Origin of the sequence: Streptomyces sp. NBC_01808, from assembly GCF_035917395.1 — a bacterium.
In the GTDB taxonomy this organism is placed as follows: Bacteria; Actinomycetota; Actinomycetes; order Streptomycetales; family Streptomycetaceae; genus Streptomyces.
In genome coordinates, this window is sequence record NZ_CP109072.1 from 2,022,557 (window position 1) to 2,047,394 (window position 24,838).

The following is a 24,838-nucleotide window of genomic DNA, read 5'->3' on the forward strand; positions in this document are numbered from 1 at the left end:
GTCAGGCCGTACGGCGGCGCCCCCAGCCGAAGAAGTACACGGCCGCGCCGAGCGAGACGGCGAAGACGCCGCTCGCGGTGATCGCGGGCCAGGCGTCGTCGCCGCGCACGGCCGGGGCGCCCGGGGAGCCCATCGCGGGCGCGCGGCCGGGGTTCTTGCCGTCGCCGGTGGTGTGCGGCGCGTCTTCCTGTACGGGGACGGAGGCGGCGGCCCGCGGCGCGGCGGGCAGCGCCACCGCCTCGGCGGGGGCGGTGACGGCCGCCCAGAGCAGCGGCGCGGCGAGACCGGTGAGCAGCAGGCGGCGGCCGGATTGTCCGGGGGGCATGGGCGGGGTTCCTCTCCACGGGCCGGCGGGGGCCGACAGGGACCGCCGACGGGGTTTCTTTCCGTCAGCGTCCGCGCGGCCCCGCCCGCTGCCGTGTCGGCACGACGGCGGACACTCACATGCAGTTGATAAGATCACCGCATCGGCGCATCCTCCGCGCCGGGAGTGCCCGCCGCCCCCGCGGGCTCAGTGGAAGGTGTGCTCCTCGGCCGGGAACGCCGCCGCGCCGACGTCCTCGGCGAAGGCCCTGGCCGCGTCGCCGAGGCTCTGCCGCAGGTGCGCGTACTGCTTGACGAAGCGCGGCATCTTGCCGCCGGTCAGCCCCGCCATGTCGGTCCAGACGAGCACCTGCGCGTCGGTGTCGGGGCCCGCGCCGATGCCGATCGTCGGGATCTCCAGGGAGCGCGTCACCTCGGCGGCCAGCTCCGCCGGCACCAGCTCCAGCACCACCGCGAACGCGCCCGCCTCCTGCGCCGCCTTCGCGTCCCGCACCAGCCGGTGCGCGTCCTCGTCGGAGCGGCCCTGCACGCGGTAGCCCATGGCGTTGACGGACTGCGGGGTGAGCCCGAGGTGGGACATCACCGGGATGCCGGACTCCACCAGCAGCTCGGTCTGGCGCAGCGACCGCTCGCCGCCCTCCAGCTTCACCGCGCCCACGCCGGCGTCCTTGACCAGCCGCGTCGCCGAGCGGAGCGCCTGGACCGGGCCTTCCTGGTACGAGCCGAAGGGCAGGTCGCCGACGACCAGGGCGCGCCGGGTGCCGCGGACCACGGCGGCGGAGAGCATCGTCATCTCGTCCAGCGTCACCGGCACGGTCGTGTCGTAGCCGAGGTGGACGTTGCCCATGGAGTCGCCGACCAGCAGCACGGGGATGCCGGCCTCGTCGAAGATGCCGGCGGTGGTCGAGTCGTACGCGGTCAGCATGGGCCACTTCTCACCGCGCCGCTTGGCGGCGGCCAGGTCCCGGATCGTCACCCGGCGGCCGCGGCTCCCCCCGTCCCCGCCGTACAGCGCCGGGGCGGCACCGGCCCCGCCGGGCGTCTTGCGGGCATGCGAAACGTGCGTCATCGCAAACGCTCCTTCGTCATCTCGAGGCGCCCTTACGGCGTCCCCGGACCACTTCCATGCTGGCACGCCGCGACGGCGAACGACACCCCGGCCCCGCCACCTGTGCGCAAGGTCGCACGTGCCCGCATGCCCGGCCTTTGACCTGCGCTTTCCCTCTTGACCGCGCCTTTGCGAGGGCTTTGTGTTACGGAACGGCGCCGTCTCGGAATGCAGGCTAGCGTGGATTTCATGGACACCGCGCACCAGATCCCCCCGGCCGTCCACCGCCGCCGCTGGATCATCCTCGGCGTCCTCGTCTTCAGCCTGCTCATCGTCGTCCTCGACAACTCCATCCTCAACGTCGCGATGAAGACGATCGCCACCCCCGCCCCCACCGGCCTCGGCGCCAGCCAGAGCGAGCTGGAGTGGGCGATCGACGCGTACACCCTGGCCTTCGCGGGCCTGCTCTTCACCGCGGGCGTCCTGGGCGACCGGCTGGGGCGCAAGCGGGTGCTGCTGGCGGGGATGGTCGTCTTCGGCGTGGGCTCGGTGTTCGCCGCGTTCTCCGGCAGCCCGGCCGAGCTGATCGGCTTCCGCACCCTGATGGGGATGGGCGGCGCGTTCGTCCTGCCCGCCACGCTGGCGATCATCGTGAACGTCTTCGAGCGCGACGAGCAGCCCCGGGCCATCGGCATCTGGGCCGGGTCCGTGGGCCTGGCCATCGCCATCGGGCCGATCACCGGCGGGCTGCTGCTGGAGCACTTCTGGTGGGGCTCGGTCTTCCTGGTCAACGTGCCGATCATCAGCGTCGCGCTGATCGGCATGGTGCTGCTGGTCCCCGACTCCAAGGACCCGAACCCCGGCCGGCTCGACCCCACCGGCGTGCTGCTGTCCATCGCCGGTCTGGTGCTGATCGTCTACGGCGTGGTCCGGGGCGGCCAGCGCGCCGACTTCACCGCCCCGGAGGTCTGGGGCGCGATCCTGGTGGGCGCGGTCGTCATCGGGCTCTTCGTCTGGTACGAGCGCCGCAGCCGGCACCCGGCGCTCGACATCGGGTGGTTCCGCAACCCGCGCTTCTCCGCCTCGGTCGCCGTCATCGGCCTGGTGTTCTTCGCGCTCATGGGCGTGACGTTCTTCATGGTCTTCTACATCCAGAGCGTGCGCGGCCTGTCGCCGCTGGACTCCGGGCTGCTCCTGCTGCCGCTGGCCGCCGCGCAGTTGATCTTCGCGCCGCGGTCCCGACTGGTGGTCGACCGGTTCGGCGCCCGGGCGGTGTGCACGGTGGCCATGCTCGGCGTCGCCGCCGCCTTCGCCGGCTTCCTGCTGCTGGACGAGACGTCGCCGCTGTGGATCCTGGAGGTGCTGTTCTTCGTCATGGGCACCGCGATGGCGCACGTCATGCCGCCGGCCACCACCGCGATCATGCAGTCGCTGCCGCGCGAGAAGGCCGGCGCCGGATCCTCGGTCAACAACACCTTCCGGCAGGTCGGCGGCGCCCTCGGGGTCGCCGTGCTCGGCTCTCTGCTGTCGTCCGTCTACCGCGGCAAGGTGACCCTGCCCGCGGGGGCGCCGAGCGCGGCGGGCGAGTCCATCGAGGCCACCCGCACCTTCGCCCGGAAGGCCGGCGCCGCCGGGAAGAAGCTGATCTCGGAGGCCGACAGCGCGTTCATCGACGCAATGCACGTGACGTCGCTGGCGGCGGCGGGCGCGGCGGTCCTGGGCGCGGTGGTGGCCGCGGCGTTCATGCCCGCGAAGGACCGCGGCACGCAGGGGCCGGTGCGGGCCGGGGAGAATGAGCCTTCCACCCGGAAATAGCGGCGGACGAAGGGCAGGCGGACGGCACGGTGGCTCTCAGGGAGCGGCACGGGGAAGGCAGCGGGCGGCAGCAGGACGCGTCGTACGGGGACCGCGCGCGTACCGGCGTACGGGACGAGCCGCCCGCCCACGACGAGCCGCCCGCCTCCGACGAGCCGCCCGCTCCCGACGAGGCCGGCAGGCCGCCGGGACCGCCCGGGCCGCGGCGCGGCCGACCGCGCAGCCAGGCCGTCGAACGCGCCATCGCCGACGCCGTGCTGCACCTGGTCGACGAGGGCGTCTCGCCCGCCGAGATGTCCGTCGAGCGCATCGCGCGCACCGCGGGAGTCGGCAAGGCCACGATCTACCGCCGCTGGCCCGGCAAGGACGAACTGCTGGCCGACGTGCTCGCCACGGTGGAGGGGCCGCCGCCGCGCCCGCGCGGCAGGTCCGTACGCGACGACCTCGTCGCGCTCGTGGACTTCCTCCGCACCCACGCCCTCGACCGTCGCTCCGCCGCCCTGCTGCACCTCGCCCTCACCGACGCCGGCACCCACCCCGCGCTCGCCCGCCGCTACCGCGAGGCGGTCCTCGCGCCCCGCAGGGCCGCGGTACGCGAGGTACTGCGCCGCGGCGTCGCGAGCGGCGAACTCCGCGCCGACCTCGACCCGGAGCTGCTGACCGACCTGTTCACCGGACCCGTGCTGGCCCGCGCCGTGCTCTACCCGGGGCAGCCGCCGCCCGCGGGGCCCGCCGCGCGTATCGTCGACGCCGTGCTCGACGGGGTGCGTTCACCTGACCGATGAAATGTCCCGGTTTCGCTACGGTGACCTTCCGGCACGCCCCGTCCGCAACTCGCGGCGCCGTCCCGTTCGTCAGGTAAGGGGTAACGGGGGCAGACCGGCAAGTGCAGTGACGTGAGGAACAGCGCATGACGCACGTGGACATGGCGGAGACCGGACGCAGCACGGGCAACACGCAAGCGGCCGCCCCCGCGGAGTCACGCGCGGTGTACTGGCGCCGCCGGATCCGCGAGGGTCTGGGCCCCGGCACCTGGCGCCGCGGCCTGGTGGTCGCCGCGCTCGCGCTGCTCGACGGCATCGTGATGATGGGCCACGCGGCGATCCCCAACCGGGTCGGCAGCCTGGGCAGTCTGGTCGAGACGTTCCTGCCGTGGTTCGGTCTCGCCGTCCCGGTGCTGCTGGTGTGTGCGCTGTGGCGGCGGTCGCTGACCGCGATGTGCGCGCTGGTGCTGCCGGTGTTCGTCTGGTTCAACCTCTTCGGCGGGCTGCTCACCGACAAGTCCGGGGGCGGCGGCGACCTCACCGTCGTCAGCCACAACGTCGCCGAGGAGAACACCGACGCCGCGGGCACCGCGCGTAAACTGGTCGAGTCCGGGGCCGATGTCCTCGCCCTCCAGGAGGTCACGCAGGACAACAGGTCCGCGTACGAGGACGGCCTGGCGAAGGCGTACCCGTACCACGAGGTGGCGGGCACGGTCGGGGTGTGGAGCAAGTACCCGCTGTCGGACACCCGGCCCGTGGACATCCACATGGGCTGGACCCGCGCCCTGCGCACCACCGTCACCACCGACGGCGGCCGGCTCGCGGTCTACACCGCCCACCTGCCGTCCGTGCGGGTGAAGCTCGACGCCGGGTTCACGGCCAACCAGCGCGACGCGAGCGCCGACGCGCTCGGCGAGGCCATCAAGAACGAGCCGATCGACCGCGTGCTGCTCCTCGGCGACCTCAACGGCACGATGAACGACCAGGCGCTGGCGAACGTCACCTCGCAGTTGCGCTCCGCACAGGGCGCGGCGGGCAGCGGCTTCGGCTTCAGTTGGCCGGCGGACTTCCCGATGGCGCGGATCGACCAGATCCTGCTGCGCGGCGTGCAGCCGGTCAGCTCCGACGTGATTGGCGAGACGGGCAGCGACCACCGCCCGGTCCGGGCCTCGGTGGACCTGTGACGCCGCGGACGCGTACCCGTCGTCCCGCCGGGTCGAGAAACCCGCCGAGCCCATGAACGTGACCCGCAGGCTCCTGAGCAGGCCGACTCCCCGCTGCTCGGACTGCGGGTGGGAGGTGCCGTTCAGTCGGTGCGATGGTGTTCGGCATTGATGCGCTGGGCTTCTTCGAGTTGGTCTTCCAGGATCACGATGCGGCAGGCAGCCTCGATGGGGGTGCCCTCGTCGACGAGTTCGCGGGCACGGGCGGCGATGCGCAGTTGGTAGCGGGAGTAGCGGCGGTGGCCGCCTTGGGACCGCAGAGGGGTGATCAGGCGGTGCTCGCCGAGGGCTCGGAGGAAGCCTGGGGTGGTGCCGAGTATCTCTGCGGCCCGCCCCATGGTGTAGGCGGGGTAGTCGTCGTCGTCGAGTCGGCCGAACGAGTCATCTGCTGTCATCGCACCTCTTGGTCACCTACATGGAATGCGTCGAGGGGCCCCGGTGCCATCTGGCACCAGGGCCCCGAAGGAACTGCTACACCATCTGCCGGCCCCGACAGGGCGCCGGCATTCTCTTTCCGCGGACCCGGGCAGCACGCTGCCGGGGGCGCGGGGATCGCGGTTGCTTGACCGGAGACCACCTCACTATCGATGTCCTGCGGTACCCGGGCCCAGACAGGTGCCCGGGCGATCCTGATGGTGTCTGGCTCCTCCGTTTCTTTCCCTCTGGGATCAATCACTTACTTACTGCTGGTGATGCGAACTGCACTTCCGTACTGCGGTACTACTCACGGCGGCCCTTGATCATTGCGAGCCGCCCGGTCCGGCCGTCAGTCCCGTCGCCTTCCTGCCACAACCCTGGCTTCGGAACTCCACCACCGCACCGTCCTGCTGGCCGGCAGTTCATCTCTGCCAAGCCTCATTGATCTCTGGCTACAAGAGAAACCATACCCACACCGACACCCAATGTCTACTCCAGCGGGCAGAGGTTTTCGCGTCCTGGACGGTCAGATAACCGACCTCCGGGCGTTACGGTCTCTCGGCAGACGAGTCCCGCAGCCCACCGAGCGTCAGAACCGTCATCGCCACCGCTGCTCCCGCCGCCATGCCGAAACCGCCTTGTGCACCGCCCGCGTCGACCACCCGCCCCGCGACTGCTGCCGCTGCTGCAGATCCTGCGGCACTTGCGGAGTTTCCCCAGGTGAACGCCTGGGTGAGGACGGCGCGCGGGACCGACGACTCGGTGAGGACTGAGATGAGGATGAGGAGGACCGGGACAGCGAGTCCGGTCAGGGCAAGGGTGGCGCCGACCGCGAGGGGCGCGTCGAGGATGGTCAGCGGAAGGCTCGCGCAGGTGAGGCAGGCGGCGGCTGCGGCCTGGTGGCGCCGGGGCGAGCCGCCGTGACGCCATGCGCCGTAGGCCCAGCCGCCCACCAGATTGGTGCAGTTGGAGGCGAAGTAGAGCAGCGCAGCCGCGTCCGGCGTGCCGCGTCCGACAGCGTACGCAGCGACGGACACCTGTATCGCGCCGAAGAACACCCCGAGTGCCAGACCGAGCGCAGCCTGCCGCAGGAATGCGGAGCGGAGGAGGCCGCGTCCGTGCCTGTGTTCGGCGCGGCCGTTGAGGGGCGGCATAGTGCGGCGCTGGGCGGCGAGGGCGAGCCCGCCGCCGATGACGAACGCAGCAGCCGCCAGCACCCCGGTGCCCGGGCGGCCGGCCGCACCGAGGACACTCACCAGGGCCGGGCCGGCCAGGTACGACACACCGTTGGCAAGGGCCTCCAGGGCGAAGGCGGTGGGCAGCGCGGCAGCCCGTTCTCCGGACAACAGGGCGGACCAGCGAGCAGCGGACAGGGCACCAAGCTGGGGCAGCGTTGCCCCGACGAGCACTCCGGCGACGAGGTCCGCAACGGCGCCGGCGAGCAGCAACGCCACCGCCCCGGCGTGTGCGCCCAGCACGAACGGAAGCACTCGCCCCTGTCCGAACCGGTCGACAAGGCGCCCGATCTGGGGCCCGGCGACCGCGTCCGCGACAGCGAATCCGCCGGTGACGAGGCCCGCGGCGGCGTACGATCCGGTGCGTGCGTGCACGAGCCAGACGATGCCGATGCCCGTCATGGCAATGCCCAGGCGCCCGGCAGCGGCGGAGACAAAGAAGGCCGCGGCACCCGAAGTGCGCAAAAGCGTGCGGTAGTTCGCCGAAGCCGAAGGCACGGCGCATCCCTTTCGCCGCCCGGTGGGACGCGCCATCGAGGCCGTCGGCGTCCGGATGTGCCGACCCGTGGCTGCGCCTGAAGCCGTCCAGTGGTGGCGCGGAGCAGGGACGCGCACCCCACGCCGACTCCGTCACCGGGCAGATGTCATACGGTAGTTGATGACCTCCTTGAGCCTAGAGGAACGGCGCGCAGAAGCGAACAGAGGCAGGGCTCCCGCTGTGATCGTCTGCCTGCTGCCCGTTCGGCCCGCGGCAGCGCCGACCGCTGACGTGGACAGGGCGGGACCGCGTCACGCGGTCGCCCGGCGGACCGGCTAGGCGCGCTCCCGCCAGCGGTTGGTGATCGGCAGCCGGCGGTCCTTGCCGAAGCCCTTCGGGGAGATCTTCGTGCCCGGCGGGTACTGCCGGCGCTTGTACTCCGCCGTGTCGACCATCCGCAACACCCGCTCCACCATCTCCGGGTCGTACCCGCGGGCGACGATCTGCGCGCTGCCGTGGTCGCGGTCGACGTACAGCTCCAGGATCGCGTCGAGCACGTCGTAGTCCGGGAGCGAGTCGGTGTCGAGCTGGTCGGGGCGGAGTTCGGCGCTGGGCGGCTTGGAGATGGAGTTCTCCGGGATCGGCGGGATCTCGTTGCGCTCGGCGGCGGCCGCGTTGCGCCACTTCGCGAGCCGGAAGACGACCGACTTGTAGACGTCCTTGATCGGGCCGTACGCGCCGACCGAGTCGCCGTAGAGCGTCGAGTAGCCCACGGCCAGCTCGCTCTTGTTGCCGGGGGCCAGGACGAGCGGGCCCTCCTGGTTGGAGACGGCCATCAGCAGCGTGCCGCGCAGCCGGGACTGCAGGTTCTCCTCGGCCAGCCCGGCCAGCCCCAGGGACTCCATGTAGGCGTCGAACATCGGGCCGATGGGGACGCTGCGCAGGTGCAGCCCGGTGCGGCGGGCGAGTTCCGCGGCGTCGTCGCGGGAGTGCTGGGAGGAGTACCGCGACGGCATGGAGATCCCGTACACCTGGTCCGGGCCGAGCGCGTCGCAGGCGACGGCGGCGACGAGGGAGGAGTCGATGCCGCCGGAGAGGCCGACGAGGACGGAGCCGAAGCCGTTCTTCTCGACGTACGCGCGCAGCCCCGTGACCAGCGCCGTGTACATCTCCTCCTCGTCGGTGAGGCGGTCGGCGACGACCCCCGCGTACCGGCGGGGGTACGGCGCGACGGGCTCCGCCGACAGCGTCACGTGCTCGATGCGCAGCCCGTCGTCGGCGATCCCGGCCGGCGGCCGCGCCGCGGCGGCGGGCAGGTCGAGGTCGACCAGCAGGCACTCCTCGGTGAACTGCGCGGCGCGCGCGACGACCTCGCCGCGCGCGTCGACCACGATCGAGTCGCCGTCGTAGACCAGCTCGTCCTGGCCGCCGGTCATCGCGACGTACGCCGTCGTGCAGCCCGCCTCCTGGGCCCGCTTGCGGACCAGGTCCAGGCGGGTGTCGTCCTTGTTCAGCTCGTACGGCGAGGCGTTGACGGTGACGAGGAGGCCGGCGCCGGCGATCCGCGCGGAGGGCACCCGGCCGCCGTCCTGCCACAGGTCCTCGCAGATGGCCAGCGCGACGTCCACGCCGGCGACGCGCACGACGGGCATGGTGTCGCCGGGGACGAAGTAGCGGAACTCGTCGAAGACGCCGTAGTTGGGCAGGTGGTGCTTGGCGAAGGTGAGGACGACCTCGCCGCGGTGCAGCACGGCCGCCGCGTCCTTGGGCGAGCCCGCGGGCTGCCCGTAGCGGTGGCGCTCGTCGCTGCGGTCGAGGTAGCCGACGAGCACGGGCGTCTCGCCCAGGCCCTCGTCGGCCAGCCGCCCGGCGAGCGCGCGCAGCGCGGCGCAGGACGCCTCGACGAAGGAGGAGCGCAGGGCCAGGTCCTCGACGGGATAGCCGGTGAGCACCATCTCGGGGAAGGCCACGAAGTGCGCGCCGCGGTCGGCCGCGTGCCGGGTCCAGTGGACGACGGCGTCGGCGTTGCCGGCGAGGTCGCCGACGGTGGCGTCGATCTGATTCAGCGCGAGGCGAAATTGAGGCACGGACCCATTTTATCGTCTGTCTGACGCAATACCGCGCCGGGAACCGGGCGGCCTGCGTCACAGAATGTTCGCCCAGATTTGTGACCCGGACCAGTTCACCGCTCCCGGCCGGGTGGGCATCGTGACGCGGGCACACCTTCGCCGTACGCAGCCACCGACCCCGGACCGGGAGGACCCCCCATGGAGCGCCGCTCGTTTCTCCGCGCAGTGACCGCAGGCACCGGCGCCGTCGCCGTCACCGGCGGACTCTGGCACGCCGCCGCGACCCCGGCCGCGGCCGCCGCGGCGGACAGCCCGTACGGCCCGCTGCTGGCCCCCGACGCCAACGGACTGGCGCTGCCGCAGGGCTTCACGGGCCGCGTCGTCGCCCGCTCCACCCGCGCGGTCGGCGGCATCACGTGGCACGGCGCGCCGGACGGCGGCGCGTGCTTCGCCGACGGCGACGGCTGGATCTACGTCTCCAACTCCGAACTCCCGCTGATCGGCGGCGTCTCCGCGCTCCGCTTCGGCCCGGACGGCACGGTGACGGCGGCCCGCCGCATCCTGGACGGCACGAACCTCAACTGCGCGGGCGGGGCGACGCCGTGGCACACGTGGCTGTCGTGCGAGGAGACGTACCGCGGCAAGGTGTACGAGACGGACCCGTACGGCAACCGCTCGGCGTCCTCGTACGGCGCGATGGGCCGCTTCAAGCACGAGGCGGCGGCGTGCGACACGGACCGCCGGGTCGTCTACCTCACGGAGGACGAGGACGACGGCTGCTTCTACCGCTTCACGCCGGCGTCCTGGGGAGCGTGGGGCGCGCTGTCGTCGGGCCGCCTCGACGTCCTGTGCGACGCGGGCGGCGGTGCGGTGGAGTGGCGGGAGGTCCCGGACCCGGACGCGCCGTGGCCGTGGGAGCAGACCAGGGCGCAGGTCGACGAGGCGCTGCACTTCGACGGCGGCGAGGGCTGCTACTACTCGCCGCAGGCGGGCGTCTGTTACTTCACCACGAAGGGCGACAACCGCGTCTGGGCCTACGACGCGGGCGCGAACGCCCTCGCGGTGGTCTACGACGCGGACGAGCCGCTGGGCACGGCCGACAACATCACGGGCCGGGCGGGCGGCGACCTGTACGTCGCGGAGGACGGCGGCAACATGGAGATCAACATCATCACCCCCGCGGGCACGGTGGCCCCGGTGGTCCGCATCGAAGGCCACCCGGAGTCGGAGATCACGGGCCCGGCGTTCTCCCCGGACGGGTCGCGGCTGTACTTCTCGTCCCAGAGGGGCGAAAGCGGCTTCGCGGCAGGCACGGACGGGGTGACGTACGAGGTCAGGGGCCCCTTCCGCGCGTAACGCCTGCGGGCGCGCCGGGGGGCGTCCGCGGGGGCCGGCCCGAGGCCATGCGGACCCCGGACCGGGGGAGCCCCGAGGCCGGGACTACCCCCGCCGGGGCCCGGGGGCACAGCCCCCGGCCCCCCGAAACGGTGAGGCGGGCCGGGATTCGCTGCGGGTGGTGGGTGGGTGGGGCAGCATCCCGGCATGGATGCCGTGCGTGTGGCCCTGTTGCGGGAAGTGCTGGCCGGGACCGAGTGGCCCGGGGCGGCGCGGCGGTTTGCCGGGGTGTTGCGGGGCGCCGTCGTGGCGCAGGGCGGTGGGTTGCTGCTCGTGGGGACCGCCGCGTACGAGCCGTGGCACCTCGCCGCCCACCTCGACGACGAAGCCGCCTGGTCGGGACTCCCCGCCCTCTGCCCCACCCTCGTACGCCACCGGGTGCCGGCCTCCGGCCCCGCCCATCTCGGCGTCGGCCTCGGCCGGCTGGAGGCCGCGGGCCGCGGCGAGACCCTGCTCGTCGTCGCCCCCGACGAGCCCGGCGACGCGCTGCTGGAGCGCGTCGGCGACGCCCGCCGCGCCGGCGCCGCGGTGCTCGCGCTCGACGGCGGCTCCACCGAACTGCCCGGCCTCGCCCACGAACTGCTCACCGTCCCCGGCGACAGCGGCGACATCGATCTCGAAACCGTCCAGCACCTCGTCAGCGCCGCCGCCGGCGAGAACGGCGCCCCGCCAGCCGCCTCCGCCCGCTCCGGCTTCCGCGACCGCCTCGCCCGCCTCGCCGAGGTGCTGTCCTCCCCGCCCCCGCCCCGCTGGTAGCCCGGCCGCCCCCCGCCGTAATTCTCTTGCGGCCCACCCCCCGCCCACCCGACCATGGCCCCTCGTGGCCGACGAATCACGCGCCTACCGCGACCTCCTCCCCGACCTCGCCCCCTGGCACGCCTCGCGCGACTTCCGCCTCATGTGGGTCGCGGGCCTCATCACCGCCTTCGGCAGCTTCCTCACCTTCGTCGCCCTCCCGGTGCAGGTGAAGGAGCTGACCGGCTCCGCCCTCGCGGTCGGCGCCATCGGCACCGTCGAGCTGGTCCCGCTCATCGTCTTCGGCCTCTACGGCGGCGCCCTCGCCGACGCCATGGACAAGCGGAAGCTGATCCTCTACAGCGAGGCGGGGCTCGGCCTCGTCTCCGCCGTCCTGCTCGTCAACAGCCTGCTGCCCGAGCCGATGCTCTGGCCCCTCTACGTCGTCGCCGCGCTCACCAGCGCGCTCACCGGCATCCAGCGCCCGGCCCTGGACTCGATCGTCCCGCGCATCGTGCCGCACGAGCACCTGCCCGCCGCCGCCGCGCTCAACTCCCTGCGCTGGCAGCTCGGCGGCATCGCCGGCCCCGCGCTCGCCGGGTTCATCGTCGCGTACGCGGGGCTGCCCTGGGCGTACGCGCTGGACGCGGGGACGTTCGCCGTCTCCGTCGGGCTCGCGCTGATGCTCGCCCCGTCCCCCGCCGCCCGCGAGGCGGTGGCGCCGAGCCTGCGCGCCATCGCGGAGGGCGCGCGCTACGCGTGGAACCGCAAGGAGCTGCTCGGCACGTACGCCATCGACCTGGCGGCCATGTTCTTCGCCTTCCCGCTCGCGCTGTTCCCGTTCCTCGCCGACGACCTGGACGCGCCGTGGGCGCTCGGGCTCATGTACGCGGCGCTGCCCGCGGGTTCGCTGCTGGTGAGCCTGACCAGCGGGTGGACCCGGCGGGTGCACCGGCACGGCCGCGCGGTGATGCTGTCGGCGGCTGGCTGGGGGCTGGCGATCACGGCGGCGGGGATGATGCCGAACGCCTGGGCGGTGCTGTTGCTGCTGACGGTGGCGGGCGCGTTCGACATGGTCAGCGGGGTGTTCAGGGCGGCGATGTGGAACCAGACCATCCCCGACGAGCTACGCGGCCGGCTCGCCGGCATCGAGCTGCTGTCGTACTCGGTCGGCCCGGTGGCCGGGCAGTTCCGCTCCGGCGGGGTGGCGGCGCTGACGAGCGTGCGGACGTCGATCTGGTCGGGCGGGGTGATGTGCGCGGGGGCGGTGGTGCTGCTGGCGGCGTGCCTGCCGAAGCTGATGACGTACGACGCCCGCACGAACGAGCACGCGGTACGGGAGCGGGACCGCCGCGCCGCCGCGGCGGCGGAGAAGGCGGGGAAGGCGGGGAAGGGCGGCCCGGACGGCGTACCGGCCCCGGACCCGGCGACGTGACGCGGCGAACCGGGGAGGACCGCGGCGGCGGGCATCCGCCGCGCACAGCCGGACCGTCGCCGACCGCATCGCCGCCGCGCCGTGTGGCCGCGGGGTCCGGACGCCCCGCCCGGACGCCCCGCCGGACCCCGACCGCCCGCCGCCGCCCCCTACCCCCTCAGCGGCCCGGCCCGCCCTCGCGGTCCCCCTCGTCGTTCCACCGGCTGTCCTCGTCCCACTCCTCGTTGCGCGCCTCCGCCGTCTCGATCGCCCGCGCCGCCTCCTCCGGCGTCGCGTACGGCCCGAGCCGGTTCAGGGCCCGGCACTGCGGGCCCTCCTCGACCTTCTTGTGCTCCAGGCAGTAGTACCACTCGCCCGGTTTGCCCGCCGTCTTCTTCTTGAACAGCGCCATCTCGCTCCTCACCTGCGGCGTGTCTGCGCGGTCTGCCGCCGCCCATCGTGCCCGATCCCCCGCCGATAGACTCGGATCCATGTCTGGCCAGTCGTCGCTGCTCGCGCCCGGTACGCTCTCCCCGCCCCGCGCCGTTCCCGCCGCCATCCCCCGCCCCGAGTACGTCGGGAAGAAGGGGCCCGCGCCCTACACCGGACCCGAGGTCCAGGACGCGGAGACCGTCGAGCGGATGCGTACCGCCGGGCGGATCGCCGCGCGGGCGATGGCCGCCGCCGCGGAGCACATCGCGCCCGGGGTGACGACGGACGAGCTGGACCGGGTGGCGCACGAGTACCTGTGCGACCACGGCGCCTACCCCTCCACCCTCGGCTACCGGGGCTTTCCCAAGTCGCTGTGCACCTCGGTCAACGAGGTGATCTGCCACGGCATTCCGGACTCCACGGTGCTCCGCGACGGCGACATCGTGAACCTCGACGTGACCGCGTTCATCGGCGGCGTGCACGGCGACAACAACGCCACCTACCTCGTCGGCGAGGTCGACGAGACCTCCCGGCTGCTGGTCGAGCGCACCCGCGAGTCGCTGAACCGCGCCATCAAGGCGGTCCGGCCTGGCCGGCAGGTCAACGTCATCGGCCGGGTCATCGAGTCGTACGCCAAGCGCTTCGGCTACGGCGTCGTGCGCGACTTCACCGGCCACGGCGTCAACACCGCCTTCCACTCCGGCCTGATCATCCCGCACTTCGACGACCCGCGCGCCACCACCGTGATGCGGCCGGGGATGACGTTCACGATCGAGCCGATGCTGACCCTCGGGACGCACGAGTACGACATGTGGGACGACGGCTGGACCGTGGTGACCAAGGACCGCAGGCGCACGGCGCAGTTCGAGCACACGCTGGTGGTGACGGAGTCGGGCGCGGAGGTGCTGACCCTGCCGTGAGCATGCCCGGTTCGTCTACCGCGCGCTGGAGCGCCACTGGGCGCGCTCGCCGCCGACCCGGTTCCGGCCCCTTCGTCCGGCCCGAACTGGCCCGGGTGCCCGAGCCGGAGCGCGACCTCGACTTCCTCCGGCTGGTGGACGGGCTGCCGGTGGACGACCTGGAGAAGCAGCGGGTGGTCGAGGAGTGCCGCCGCGCGTTCTCGCTCAACACGGACCTGTTCCGTGCCCTGGAGCCGGCGGACCCGCTGACCGCCTGACCCGCCCGGCCGAGGGCCCCGGCCAGTGCACCCGGCCGGGGCCGCCCCCTTGCGCTGGAGTGCACTGGAGGGTGCATGGTCGTCACCATGGACAAGCGGACTCTGGGACGTACGGGCATCGAGGTCAGCGCGCTCGGCTTCGGCTGCTGGGCGATCGGCGGCGAGTGGTGGGACGCCGGGGGCGACCCGCTGGGCTGGGGCAAGGTGGACGACGACGAGTCGGTACGGGCCGTGCACCGCGCGCTCGACGGCGGCGTCACCTTCTTCGACACCGCCGACGCCTACGGCACAGGACACAGCGAGACCGTGCTCGGCCGCGCGCTCGCGGGCCGCCGCGACGACGTCGTCATCGCCACGAAGTGGGGCAACGTCTTCGACGCCGACCGCCGGACGCTGCTCTCCCGCGACCTGTCCCCAGGCTACGCGCGCCGGGCGCTGACCGACTCGCTGCGCCGGCTGGGCACCGACCACGTCGACCTGTACCAACTGCACATCGGCGACGCCGGCTTCGCCGCGGCGGCGGAGCTGCGCGAGGCGTGCGAGGACTTCGTCCGCGAGGGGCTGATCCGCGCGTACGCCTGGAGCACCGACGACCCCGCGCGCGCCGCGGCCTTCGCCGAGGGCCCGCACTGCGCGGCGGTGCAGCACCGGCTCAACGTGCTGGAGGACGCCCCGGAAATGCTGGCGCTGTGCGCGGAGCGCGACCTCGCCAGCGTCAACCGCAGCCCGCTGGCGATGGGGCTGCTCTCCGGCGCGTACGACGCGGACTCGCAGGTCGGCGCCGGCGACATCCGGGCGACGCCGCCGGCGTGGCTGACGTACTTCGGCGCGGACGGGCGGGTGGCGCCGGGGTGGCTGCCGCGGATCGAGGCGATCCGCTCCATCCTCACCTCGGGCGGGCGCACCGTCGCGCAGGGCGCGCTGGCCTGGATCTGGGCCCGCAGCCCGCACACGGTCCCGATCCCCGGGTTCCGCACGGTGGCGCAGGCGGATCAGAACGCGGGCGCCCTGGCCGCGGGCCCGCTGACCGCGGGACAACTGGCGGAGATCGACGGGCTGCTGACGTAGCGGACCGCGACCGCGACGGCGCTGCTACGACCCGTCCTGCGGCAGGGCGCTCGACTCGCGGAGCGCCAGCTCGTAGGGCGCCAGCAGCGTCGTCGGCGGGGCCTCCGCCGGGCCCTCGATCCGCGCCAGCAGCGCCTTCACCGCCAGCCTGGCCAGCTCCTGCTTGTCGGGCGCCACGCTGGTCAGCGACGGCACCATGTACCGCGCCTCCTGGATGTCGTCGAAGCCGACCACCGCGAGGTCGGCCGGGATCGCCAGGCCCTCGTCGTGTGCGACGCGCATCGCGCCCGACGCCATCATGTCGGTGAAGCAGAACACCGCGTCCGGCGGCTGCTGCAGCGCCAGCAGCTCGCGCATCGCCGCCGCGCCGCCCGCGCGGGTGTACGACCCCACGGTGGGCGCCAGCGCCCGGTCGTACGCGAGGCCCGCCTCGGCCAACGCCTCGCGGTGGCCCTGCATGCGCTGCAGGGCGGTGGCCGTCGTGCGCTCGCCGTGCTGCCAGCCGATGACGCCGATGCGGCGGCGGCCGAAGCCGACGAGGTGCCGGGTGGCGTCGCGGGCGGCGGCGACGTTGTCGATGAGCACGTGGTCGGCGGGGACTTCGTAGTCGCGCTCGCCCAGCAGCACCAGCGGGACGCGGCGCTCGCGGGCGGCCAGCGCCGTCTGGTCCAGGCCGAGAGGGCTGAGGAGCACGCCGTCGATGAGCGGGTCGCCGAGGCCGCAGGCCAGCCGCAGCTCCTCCGCCGGGTCGCCGTCGGTGACCTCGATGAGGACGGTCTGCCCGCTCTCCTTGGCGGCGGCGATCACGCAGGTGGCCAGCTCGGCGAAGTAGGGCGCGACGAGTTCCGGTACGGCCAGCGCGATGACGCCGCTGCGGCCGGTGCGCAGATGGCGGGCGGAGGCGTGCGGGCGGTAGCCGAGTTCGTCGATGGCGCGCAGGACGCGCTCGCGGGTCGGCTCGGCGACGCGCGCGGCGCCGCGGACCACGTTCGAGACGGTCTTGATCGAGACACCGGCGCGCTCTGCGACGTCCTTGAGGCGGGCCCCGGGCACGGCTTCCTCCCGATTCCTCCGAGGTTCTGGTGCGCACACCTTACGCCTTCTGCGCGGGCTGTTGACGTGGTGCGCACGGCGATATACAACGTTCCACCAAGAGCGCATTACAACGTTGTACAAGTTCGCCGCGGAAAGGGACATCCGCCATGCTCCGACGCCTCGACTCCCCCGGCCGCGCGGCCCCCGACCCCGCCCGCGGCACACCTGCAGCCCCCTACGCACCCTCCCGCCGCGCCCTGCTGCGCGGCGGCGCGGGCCTCGCCGCCGGCGCCGCCGCCACCGCGGCGCTCACCGGCTGCGGCACGACCATCGCCCAGGGCTTCACCGGCGGCGAACCCCCCGCGGACCGGCTGAACTTCTGGAACCCCTTCACCGGCGGCGACGGCGAACGCATGGTCGCCATGCAGGACCTGTACGAGAAGGACCACCCCGACAGCACCCTGCGGGCCACCACCTTCGTCTGGGGCAACCCGTACTACACCAAGCTCAGCCTCGCCACCATCGGAAAGCGCCCCCCGCACGTCGCCATCGCGCACCTGTCGAAGCTGCCGGTGCTCGCCCAGGCCGGGCTGCTCAGCGAGCTGCCCGCCGACGCGCTCGCCAAGCAGGGCATGACGCCGGAGAAGTTCGACGCCAAGCCCTGGCGCAAGTCCCACATCGACGACCGCCTCTACGGCATCCCGATCGACACCCACCCCTTCGCGCTGTACTTCCGCACCGACGTCGCCGAGAAGGCCGGCCTGCTCGACGGCGGCGAACTGGTCGACATCGACGGCCCGGACAAGTTCGCCGACGCGCTGCGCGCGGCGAAGGAGGTCACCGGCGTCTGGGGCGGCTCGGTCGCCTCGATCAAGGACACCGCCACCCAGTTCCGCATGTTCCTGTCCTTCTACACCCAGCTCGGCGGCCGGCCGCTGGTCGGCGACGCCGGCGCCACCGTGACGGTCGACCTCGACGCCGCCGAGGAGGCGCTCGCGTACATCCAGCGCCTGGGCAAGGAGAAGCTGATACCCACCGGCGCCAACGGGCAGGCCGCCATCACCCTGCTCACCACCGGCGAGGCCGGGTTCCTGATGGACGGCGTGTGGCAGATCGTCGCCGTCCTGGACTCGGGGGCGAAGTTCGACATGCGGCCGCTGCCGCGGATCTTCGACGACGCCCCGTACGCCTGCTTCGCCGACAGCCACGCCCTGGTGCTGCCCCGGCAGCCGGAGCAGGACGACGACCGCCTCGACCTGTCGCTGGAGTTCACCGCCTCGCTGCTGGCGAACAGCGAGCTGTGGGCCGAGGGCGGGCACGTCCCCGCGTGGCTGCCGACCCAGCGCTCGGCCGCGTACCGGGAGCTGACGCCCCAGTCCCACTACACCGCCGCCGCCGAGGGCGCCGTCTACGACCCCGTCGCCTGGTACGGCGGCGCCGGCAGCAACCTGCAGAACCGGGTGGGCGACGCGGTCAGCGCCGCGCTCGCCGGCCGGTCGACGCCGCGCGCCGCCGCGGCCCGCGTCCGCGAGGAGCTGCGCACGCTCGCGGACGTCGAGTCCCCGATCTGACCCCCGCCGCCCCCACCCCCTCGAACGAAAGGCATCCCCGTGGCGAGCACAGTCGGCACCGGCGCCCTCACCCCCGACAGGACACGCGCCCGCGAAACCCGCGGCCGGCTCGCGGGCCCGGCCCTGGTCGCGCCGTTCGCGCTCTTTTACATCGTTTTCCTCCTCGGCCCGCTCCTCTACACCTTCGTGGCGGGCTTCTTCAACGGCAGCCTGCTGCGCGACGGCTTCGGCAGTTGGGTCGGCTTCTCCAACTACGCGGACGTGCTCGGCGACTCCGAGTTCTGGCGCACGCTGAAGCACACCCTGTGGTTCACCGTGCTCACCACCATCCCGCTGGTGCTGCTGGCGCTGGGTCTTGCGATCCTCGCCGACCGGTTCGTACGCGGCCGGTGGTTCATCCGCTTCGCGTTCTTCGCGCCGTACGTCATCCCGTCCGCGTCGGTCTCCCTGATCTTCATGTGGGGCGTGCTCGCCGACCAGACCGGCCTGGCCCAGGACTGGCTGAAGACCCTCGGCGTCAGCTCGCCGCCGTCCTGGCTCGGTGATCCCAACTGGGCGATGTGGTCGCTGGCCGGCGTCACCGTCTGGTGGACCATCGGCTTCAACTTCGTGCTCTACCTCGCCGGTCTGCAGGAGATCCCCCGCGACGTGCACGAGGCCGCCGCCATGGACGGCGCCGGCCCCTGGCAGCGGATCCGGCACGTGGTCATCCCCATGCTGGGGCGGACGACGACGCTCGTCACCGTGCTGCAGATCGTCGCCTCGCTGAAGGTCTTCGACCAGATCTACATGATGACCGGCGGCGGCCCCGACGGCTCCACCCGGCCCACGCTGCAGTACATCGTCGACACCGGCTTCACCGACGGCCGCACCGGCTACGCCTCGGTCGTCTCCCTCTTCCTCTTCCTCGTCATCCTGCTGATCTCCCTGGTCTGGTTCTTCCTCGTCCGCCGGGCAGAGAAGGAGAGCTGAGCCATGGCCCACACCAAAGAAGGCCCCGCCGCCACCACCACCGCCCCCGCCCCCGCCCCCGCGGACGCAGCCGCCCCCGCGCCCCGCCGCGGCTACGACGCCGAGAAGCTCTTCAACCGCGTCGCGCTCGGCGTCCTCGTCGCCTTCGCGCTGCTGTGGCTGGTGCCGCTGCTGTTCGCGACGGCGATATCCATCCGGCCCGCGGACGAGATAGCCGTCGACCCGGCGTCCTGGTTCACCTCGAACCCCACCTTCGCGGCGTACGAGGACCTCTTCGACAAGGGCAAGCTGCCCTACTGGTACGCCAACAGCTTCATCGTCTCGCTGCTGACCACGGTGCTCACCGTCGTCACCGCCTCGCTCGCCGCCTTCGGCCTCTCCCAGGTGCGCTTCCGCTTCCGCCGCGGGGTGTTCCTGCTGCTGCTCGCCGGGATCATGATCCCGATGCAGGTGCTGATGATCCCGCAGTTCCTGGCGCTCCAGGAGGTGGGCCTGCTCAACACCTACTGGGGCGTGGTCCTGCCGCAGGTGCCGAACGTCGTCGCCGTCTTCGTCTTCAAGCAGTTCTTCGACGGCATCCCCAGAGAGCTGATCGAGGCCGCGCGCGCCGACGGCGCCGGCTGGCTGCGCACGTACTGGCAGATCGTGATGCCCGTCTCCCGGCCCGCCGTGTCGGCCGTGACGATCTTCGTCTTCGTGGCCGTGTGGAACAACTTCCTCTGGCCGCTGCTGGTCGTCACCGACCCGGAGATGATGACGCTGCCGGTCGGGCTCAACTCCGTACAGGACGCCTTCGGCATCCCGTACGCGCAGCTCATGGCCTCGGCCGTGCTGGGCGCCATCCCGCTGCTCGTCGTCTTCGCGCTCTTCCAGCGCCGCATCGTCGAGGGCATCGCCGGTACGGGCCTGAAGTAGGCCCGTACGCCCCCGAGAACCACTGTCAACGCCCCCGGAGAAAGGCACCGCATGCCGCACACCGCCAGGTTCACCGTCGACCCCGAGTTCGTCATCGGCGAGGTGGACCCGCGCCTGTACGGAACGTTCGTCGAGCACATGGGCCGCTGCGTCTACACCGGGATCTACGAGCCCGGCCACCCCACCGCCGACGCCGCCGGCTTCCGCGGCGACGTCGCCGCGCTGGTCCGCGAGCTGGGCACCGGCCTGGTCCGCTACCCCGGCGGCAACTTCGTCTCCGGCTACCACTGGGAGGACGGCGTCGGCCCGGTCGCCGAGCGGCCGCGCCGGCTCGACCTCGCCTGGCGGTCGGTGGAGACCAACGAGGTCGGCACGAACGAGTTCCTGACCTGGGCCGAGGGGCTGGGTCTTGAGCCGATGATGGCCGTCAACCTCGGCACCCGGGGCATCGACGCCGCCCGCGCGCTCGTCGAGTACTGCAACCACCCCGGCGGCACCGCCTGGTCCGACCTGCGGATCAAGCACGGCGTCACCGACCCGCACGGCGTGCGGCTGTGGTGCCTGGGCAACGAGATGGACGGCCCGTGGCAGACGGGGCACAAGTCGGCGCGCGAGTACGGCCGGCTGGCGGCCGAGGCCGGCAAGGCCATGCACCAGGTCGACCCGTCGATCGAACTGGTCGCCTGCGGCAGCTCCAACGCCCAGATGGCGACCTTCGGCACCTGGGAGCGCGAGGTGCTGGAGGAGACCTACGACGAGGTCGACTATCTGTCGCTGCACGCGTACTACGAGGAGCTGGACGGCGACCGCGCGAGCTTCCTCGCCTCCGGCGCGCACATGGACCAGTACATCTCCGACGTGGTGTCCACCGCCGACCACGTCCGTGCCGTACGCCGGGCGGACAAGCGGATCCGGCTCTCCTTCGACGAGTGGAACGTCTGGTACGCGGCCCGCTTCCCCGGCGAGCGGAACCTGGCCACCGCCGAGACGCCGCGGCTCATCGAGGACACGTACTCCGTGACCGACGCGGCCGTCGTGGGCTCCCTGCTCATCACCCTGCTCCGGCACGCCGACCGGGTCGCCGTGGCCTGCCTGGCGCAGCTCGTCAACGTCATCGCGCCGATCCGCAGCGAGCCCGGCGGGCCCGCCTGGCGGCAGACCGTCTTCCATCCGTTCGCGCAGGCCGCGCGGTTCGCGCGGGGGACGGTGCTGCGCACCGAGGCGGACCGTACGGGCTCGCGGATCGAGACCCCGCGGCACGGCGACGTCCCCGCGCTCGACCACGTGGTGACGTACGACGAGGAGAGCGGCGACCTGACGATCCTGGCCGTCAACCGGGCCCAGGACGAGCCGCTGCGGCTGTCCGTCGCGCTGCGCGGGTTCGGTACGCACGGCGGTGCGGACGAGTACACGGTCCTCGAACACCTGGTCCTCGCCGACGACGACCCGGACGCGGCCAACACCGAGACGGATCCGGGGCGGGTGCTGCCGCGGTCCGTCGGCACCGCGCGGATCAGCGCAGACGGCGAGCTTGAGGCCGAACTGCCGTGCGTATCCTGGAACGTGCTCCGGCTGCGGAAGCGGGGTGCGTGACGGGATGCCGTAGGCAATCGAAACTGCCGTAAAACTCCGTACATCCCTCGGCCCCTCTCGGGAGTCGTACGTCGTGAGCCGCACGGTGCAAGCCGCGGCACGGCGCCGACCTGGTGTGAAGCTCGCTACACCTAGGCCCTTTTTGCACGAACCATGGGCGTTCTTCGCAAATCTGGCTTAAAGTGCCGGGAGCGAAAGGTGCGCGTCGACCAGGGGAGGATCGCGTGCGCCTCATCAGTCGCGATGTGCCAGGGGGGAACATGCGGCGTATCGGAGTGTCCGATACCGAGATCATGACGGCGGAGCCGAGACGCGGGACCCGCGTCCGCTCCGCCGCAGCAAAGCCGGCGTGGTATTTGCCGGCCGCCCTCGTCACCGACGCGGCGGGGATCGCGATCCCCGTCGTGCTCGTCTTCCTCACCACCCGGCAGCCCTATCCGGCGCTCTGCGCGGCGCTGGCCGCCGGGGGCTGGCTCGCCGTACGGGCCGCACGGCGCCGCTACTCCGCGCGGCAGCTCGGCGAGTCGGGCGCGGTGGTGCCGCTGCTGCAGGACTGGCTCCTGCTCTTCGGCGTGCTCGCCGTCGTCCGCGCGTTCACCGCCGACAGCGCCGCGGAACCGCAGCCGGCGCTGCTCGCGCTGCTGCCGGCGCTGGTGCTGACCGTCGTCACCGCCAAGCTGCTCCACCACCACCTCGTCGCGTCCCGGCGGGAGGGCCAGGCGGTGCGGCGCGTGCTGGTGGTCGCCGAGCCGGCCACCGCGGACCACGTCGTCGGCCAGTTGGCGGCGCGTACGGACCACGAGTACGTGGTCGTCGGCGTCGTCCCGGTCGGCGAGGCGCCGCTGTCCTGCGGCGCCCCGGAGGCCGCCCGGCTGGGCCGGGTCCCCTCGGACCGGGCGGGCTGGGACGCCCAGGCGGTGCTGGCCGCCGCCCGGGAACACGGCGCCGACGTGGTCCTCGCCGCCCCCGGACCGCTGCTGCCGGCGGCCCGGCTGCGGCAGTTGGCCTGGGCACTGCACGACGCGGGGCTGCCGCTGGCCGTGCTGCCGGGCATAGCGGAGGTCGCCGAGCGGCGGCTGCGGCTGTCGGTGGTCGCGGGCCTGACGCTGCTGCACATCGCGCCGCCGCTGCGGCGGGGTGCGCAGTCGACGCTGAAGGCGGCGAGCGACCGGGTGGCCGCGGCGATCGGCATCGCGCTGCTGGCGCCGGTGTTCGCGGTGATCGCGGCGGCGGTGAAGTTCACCTCGCCGGGGCCGGTGTTCCACAGGCAGACGCGCCTCGGGCGCGGCGGGGCGCCGTTCACGATGTGGAAGTTCCGCAGCATGGTCGAGGACGCGGAGCAGCAGAAGGCCGCGCTGTCGGTGGTCAACGACCACGACGGCAGCCCGATCTTCAAGATCCGCCGCGACCCGCGGGTCACGAGGGTCGGCGAGGTGCTGCGGCGCAGTTCGCTGGACGAACTGCCGCAGTTGTTCAACGTGCTGCGCGGTGAGATGTCCCTGGTCGGCCCGCGCCCGCCGCTGCCGGAGGAGGTCGCCCGCTACAGCGACACCGAGCTGCGCCGGCTGGCGGTGAAGCCGGGGATGACGGGCCTGTGGCAGGTCAGCGGCCGCTCGGACCTCACCTGGGACGAGACGGTCGCGCTCGACCTGCACTACGTGGAGAACTGGTCCTTCGCCCACGACATGGACGTGATGGCCCGCACCCTGCGCGCGGTCGTCGACGGCCGGGGGGCGTATTGAGACGCGGGACACCACTCTGCCTGCGTCGCACGGCCGTTGAGGCGGCGCGGCCGGCGGTCCGGGGCGCGGTGGCACCGCGCCCCGGACGGCCGCCGCACGCCGCGCTCCGGGCCGGCGCCTGCGGCGCCCGGCCGCCGCAGGCCGGCCGTTCCGCTGGGGCGGCGGGGCAGGCGCCCGCCCCAGCCGCCCGCGGCGAAGCCGCGGCGGCGGGCGGGGAGCCCGAGGGGCGCAGCCCTTCGGAGCCCCGTCGCGGGGTCGCTGAGGGGCGCAGCCCCTCAGGGCTTACGCCAGTCCTCGTACACCGCCGCGATGCCCTCCCGCAGGGCGATCTCCGGGCGCCAGCCCAGTTCCGTGATGCGGGAGACGTCCAGCAGCTTGCGCGGTGTGCCGTCCGGGCGGCTCGTGTCGAAGGCGATGCGGCCCCGGTAGCCGACCACGTCCCGTACGGTCTCGGCCAGTTCGCGGATCGTCAGGTCCTCGCCGCAGCCGACGTTCACCGGACCGTCCGCGTCGTAGCCGCGCAGCAGCGTGAGGCACGCCGCCGCCAGGTCGTCCACGTGCAGGAACTCCCTCCGGGGCGTTCCCGAGCCCCAGAGCACGACCTCCTCCGCGCCCGTCTCCCGCGCCTCGTGGAAGCGGCGGACGAGGGCCGGCAGGACGTGGCTCGTCTCCAGGTCGAAGTTGTCGCCGGGGCCGTACAGGTTCGTCGGCATCGCCGAGATGTACGCCGCGCCGTACTGCCTGCGGTACGCCTCCACCTGCTCGATGCCGGCGATCTTCGCCAGCGCGTAGGCCTGGTTCGTCGGCTCCAGCGGCCCGGTGAGCAGCGAGTCCTCGCGGATCGGCTGGTCGGCGAGCTTGGGGTAGATGCACGAGGAGCCGAGGAACAGCAGCCGCCGTACGGACGCCGCGTGGCTGCCGGCGATGACGCTCAGCTGGATGCGCAGGTTGTCCTCCAGGAACTGCACCGGGAAGCGGCTGTTCGCCATGATCCCGCCGACCTTGGCCGCCGCCAGCACCACCGCGTCCGGCCGGACGGCCGCCAGCCAGGCCGCCGTCCGCTCCGCGTCGCGCAGGTCCAGCTCGGCCCGGGTGCGGGTGACCACGTCGTAGCCGTCGGCGGTCAGCCGGCGGGCGACGGCCGAGCCGACCAGACCGCGGTGGCCCGCGACGAAGACGCGCGCGCCGGGCGGAAGCAGCTCAGTGGTTGGTGTCATCGGACGTACGGGGCGGCGACTCCGAGGCGCGAGCCCGGGACGGAAGCCCCTTCTCCCTTCGTTGCCGGTGTGGTTGTCAGCGACGGATGTTACGTTCAGCGCATGTCCCGGTACCGAATGCGACCTACCGCCGGGCAGGAACGTGTCCTCGCCTCGCACTGTGCGAACGCCCGGTTCGTGTGGAACCTGGCCGTCGAGC

General features: G+C 73.0%; 22 protein-coding genes. 14 read left to right on the forward strand and 8 right to left on the reverse strand.

Translation table 11 applies throughout. The features are described 5' to 3' along the window. Window position 1: 1 nt before the first annotated feature. Both OG946_RS08550 and panB read right to left on the reverse strand, forming a co-directional pair. Complete coding sequence (locus OG946_RS08550) at window positions 2-325, reverse strand: hypothetical protein (RefSeq protein ID WP_101424876.1); 324 nt, start codon at window positions 323-325, stop codon at window positions 2-4. Between the two features lie 186 nt (window positions 326-511). Next, complete coding sequence (gene panB, locus OG946_RS08555; protein WP_326795524.1) at window positions 512-1,393, reverse strand: 3-methyl-2-oxobutanoate hydroxymethyltransferase; 882 nt, start codon at window positions 1,391-1,393, stop codon at window positions 512-514. 228 nt (window positions 1,394-1,621) lie between these two features. On the opposite strand from panB, the gene OG946_RS08560 reads away from it, so the two are divergent. The 3 genes from OG946_RS08560 (at window position 1,622) to OG946_RS08570 (ending at window position 5,135) form a co-directional block, all read left to right on the forward strand. Further along, on the forward strand, window positions 1,622-3,187 hold the full coding sequence (locus OG946_RS08560; RefSeq protein ID WP_326795525.1) for an MFS transporter: 1,566 nt from the start codon (window positions 1,622-1,624) through the stop codon (window positions 3,185-3,187). Between the two features lie 29 nt (window positions 3,188-3,216). Beyond that, window positions 3,217-3,972: a TetR/AcrR family transcriptional regulator gene (locus tag OG946_RS08565; protein WP_326795526.1), complete on the forward strand. Its 756-nt coding sequence runs from the start codon at window positions 3,217-3,219 to the stop codon at window positions 3,970-3,972. Between the two features lie 125 nt (window positions 3,973-4,097). Next, the gene (locus OG946_RS08570) at window positions 4,098-5,135 is read left to right on the forward strand and encodes an endonuclease/exonuclease/phosphatase family protein (protein WP_326795527.1); all 1,038 of its coding nucleotides are present in this window, start codon (window positions 4,098-4,100) and stop codon (window positions 5,133-5,135) included. Between the two features lie 122 nt (window positions 5,136-5,257). On the opposite strand, the gene OG946_RS08575 is transcribed toward OG946_RS08570, so the two are convergent. The 3 genes from OG946_RS08575 to OG946_RS08585 all read right to left on the reverse strand — a co-directional run bounded on the left by OG946_RS08575 (window position 5,258) and on the right by OG946_RS08585 (window position 9,391). After that, complete coding sequence (locus tag OG946_RS08575; protein ID WP_326795528.1) at window positions 5,258-5,569, reverse strand: helix-turn-helix domain-containing protein; 312 nt, start codon at window positions 5,567-5,569, stop codon at window positions 5,258-5,260. Window positions 5,570-6,139: 570 nt separating this feature from the next. Then, complete coding sequence (locus tag OG946_RS08580; protein ID WP_326795529.1) at window positions 6,140-7,324, reverse strand: MFS transporter; 1,185 nt, start codon at window positions 7,322-7,324, stop codon at window positions 6,140-6,142. Window positions 7,325-7,639: 315 nt separating this feature from the next. Then, complete coding sequence (locus OG946_RS08585; protein WP_326795530.1) at window positions 7,640-9,391, reverse strand: NAD+ synthase; 1,752 nt, start codon at window positions 9,389-9,391, stop codon at window positions 7,640-7,642. 180 nt (window positions 9,392-9,571) lie between these two features. Between OG946_RS08585 and OG946_RS08590 the strand changes: the two genes are divergently transcribed. From OG946_RS08590 to OG946_RS08600, 3 genes are all read left to right on the forward strand, one after another. After that, complete coding sequence (locus OG946_RS08590) at window positions 9,572-10,729, forward strand: alkaline phosphatase PhoX (RefSeq protein WP_326795531.1); 1,158 nt, start codon at window positions 9,572-9,574, stop codon at window positions 10,727-10,729. Window positions 10,730-10,915: 186 nt separating this feature from the next. After that, window positions 10,916-11,524 (forward strand): hypothetical protein, encoded by a 609-nt coding sequence (locus OG946_RS08595; protein ID WP_326795532.1) that lies wholly within the window; start codon window positions 10,916-10,918, stop codon window positions 11,522-11,524. Between the two features lie 64 nt (window positions 11,525-11,588). Then, on the forward strand, window positions 11,589-12,938 hold the full coding sequence (locus OG946_RS08600; RefSeq protein ID WP_326795533.1) for an MFS transporter: 1,350 nt from the start codon (window positions 11,589-11,591) through the stop codon (window positions 12,936-12,938). Window positions 12,939-13,095: 157 nt separating this feature from the next. Here the strand turns inward: OG946_RS08600 and OG946_RS08605 are convergent, their stop codons facing one another. After that, window positions 13,096-13,329, reverse strand: coding sequence for a hypothetical protein (locus tag OG946_RS08605; protein ID WP_326795534.1), 234 nt, complete (start codon window positions 13,327-13,329; stop codon window positions 13,096-13,098). 79 nt (window positions 13,330-13,408) lie between these two features. Here OG946_RS08605 and map point away from each other — a divergent pair, with 79 nt between their 5' ends. The 3 genes from map to OG946_RS08620 all read left to right on the forward strand — a co-directional run bounded on the left by map (window position 13,409) and on the right by OG946_RS08620 (window position 15,594). After that, entirely contained in the window at window positions 13,409-14,269 is an 861-nt protein-coding gene (gene map / locus OG946_RS08610) for a type I methionyl aminopeptidase (protein ID WP_047015409.1), read from the forward strand. Between the two features lie 2 nt (window positions 14,270-14,271). Beyond that, on the forward strand, window positions 14,272-14,526 hold the full coding sequence (locus OG946_RS36045; RefSeq protein ID WP_442814292.1) for a hypothetical protein: 255 nt from the start codon (window positions 14,272-14,274) through the stop codon (window positions 14,524-14,526). A 75-nt stretch (window positions 14,527-14,601) separates the two neighbouring features. Then, complete coding sequence (locus OG946_RS08620; protein ID WP_326795535.1) at window positions 14,602-15,594, forward strand: aldo/keto reductase; 993 nt, start codon at window positions 14,602-14,604, stop codon at window positions 15,592-15,594. Between the two features lie 24 nt (window positions 15,595-15,618). Here the strand turns inward: OG946_RS08620 and OG946_RS08625 are convergent, their stop codons facing one another. Continuing rightward, the gene (locus OG946_RS08625; protein WP_326795536.1) at window positions 15,619-16,647 is read right to left on the reverse strand and encodes a LacI family DNA-binding transcriptional regulator; all 1,029 of its coding nucleotides are present in this window, start codon (window positions 16,645-16,647) and stop codon (window positions 15,619-15,621) included. Window positions 16,648-16,796: 149 nt separating this feature from the next. On the opposite strand from OG946_RS08625, the gene OG946_RS08630 reads away from it, so the two are divergent. From OG946_RS08630 to OG946_RS08650, 5 genes are all read left to right on the forward strand, one after another. Next, window positions 16,797-18,200: an extracellular solute-binding protein gene (locus tag OG946_RS08630; protein WP_326795537.1), complete on the forward strand. Its 1,404-nt coding sequence runs from the start codon at window positions 16,797-16,799 to the stop codon at window positions 18,198-18,200. Between the two features lie 39 nt (window positions 18,201-18,239). After that, a complete protein-coding gene (locus OG946_RS08635; protein WP_326795538.1) occupies window positions 18,240-19,172 on the forward strand; it encodes a carbohydrate ABC transporter permease in 933 nt (310 codons plus the stop codon). Window positions 19,173-19,175: 3 nt separating this feature from the next. Further along, a complete protein-coding gene (locus OG946_RS08640) occupies window positions 19,176-20,087 on the forward strand; it encodes a carbohydrate ABC transporter permease (RefSeq protein WP_326795539.1) in 912 nt (303 codons plus the stop codon). A gap of 51 nt (window positions 20,088-20,138) precedes the next feature. Continuing rightward, window positions 20,139-21,680 (forward strand): arabinosylfuranosidase ArfA, encoded by a 1,542-nt coding sequence (gene arfA, locus OG946_RS08645; RefSeq protein WP_326795540.1) that lies wholly within the window; start codon window positions 20,139-20,141, stop codon window positions 21,678-21,680. Between the two features lie 275 nt (window positions 21,681-21,955). Next, a complete protein-coding gene (locus OG946_RS08650) occupies window positions 21,956-23,422 on the forward strand; it encodes a sugar transferase (RefSeq protein ID WP_326795541.1) in 1,467 nt (488 codons plus the stop codon). Between the two features lie 275 nt (window positions 23,423-23,697). Here the strand turns inward: OG946_RS08650 and OG946_RS08655 are convergent, their stop codons facing one another. Next, window positions 23,698-24,639 (reverse strand): GDP-L-fucose synthase family protein, encoded by a 942-nt coding sequence (locus OG946_RS08655; protein WP_326795542.1) that lies wholly within the window; start codon window positions 24,637-24,639, stop codon window positions 23,698-23,700. Window positions 24,640-24,838: the final 199 nt, after the last annotated feature.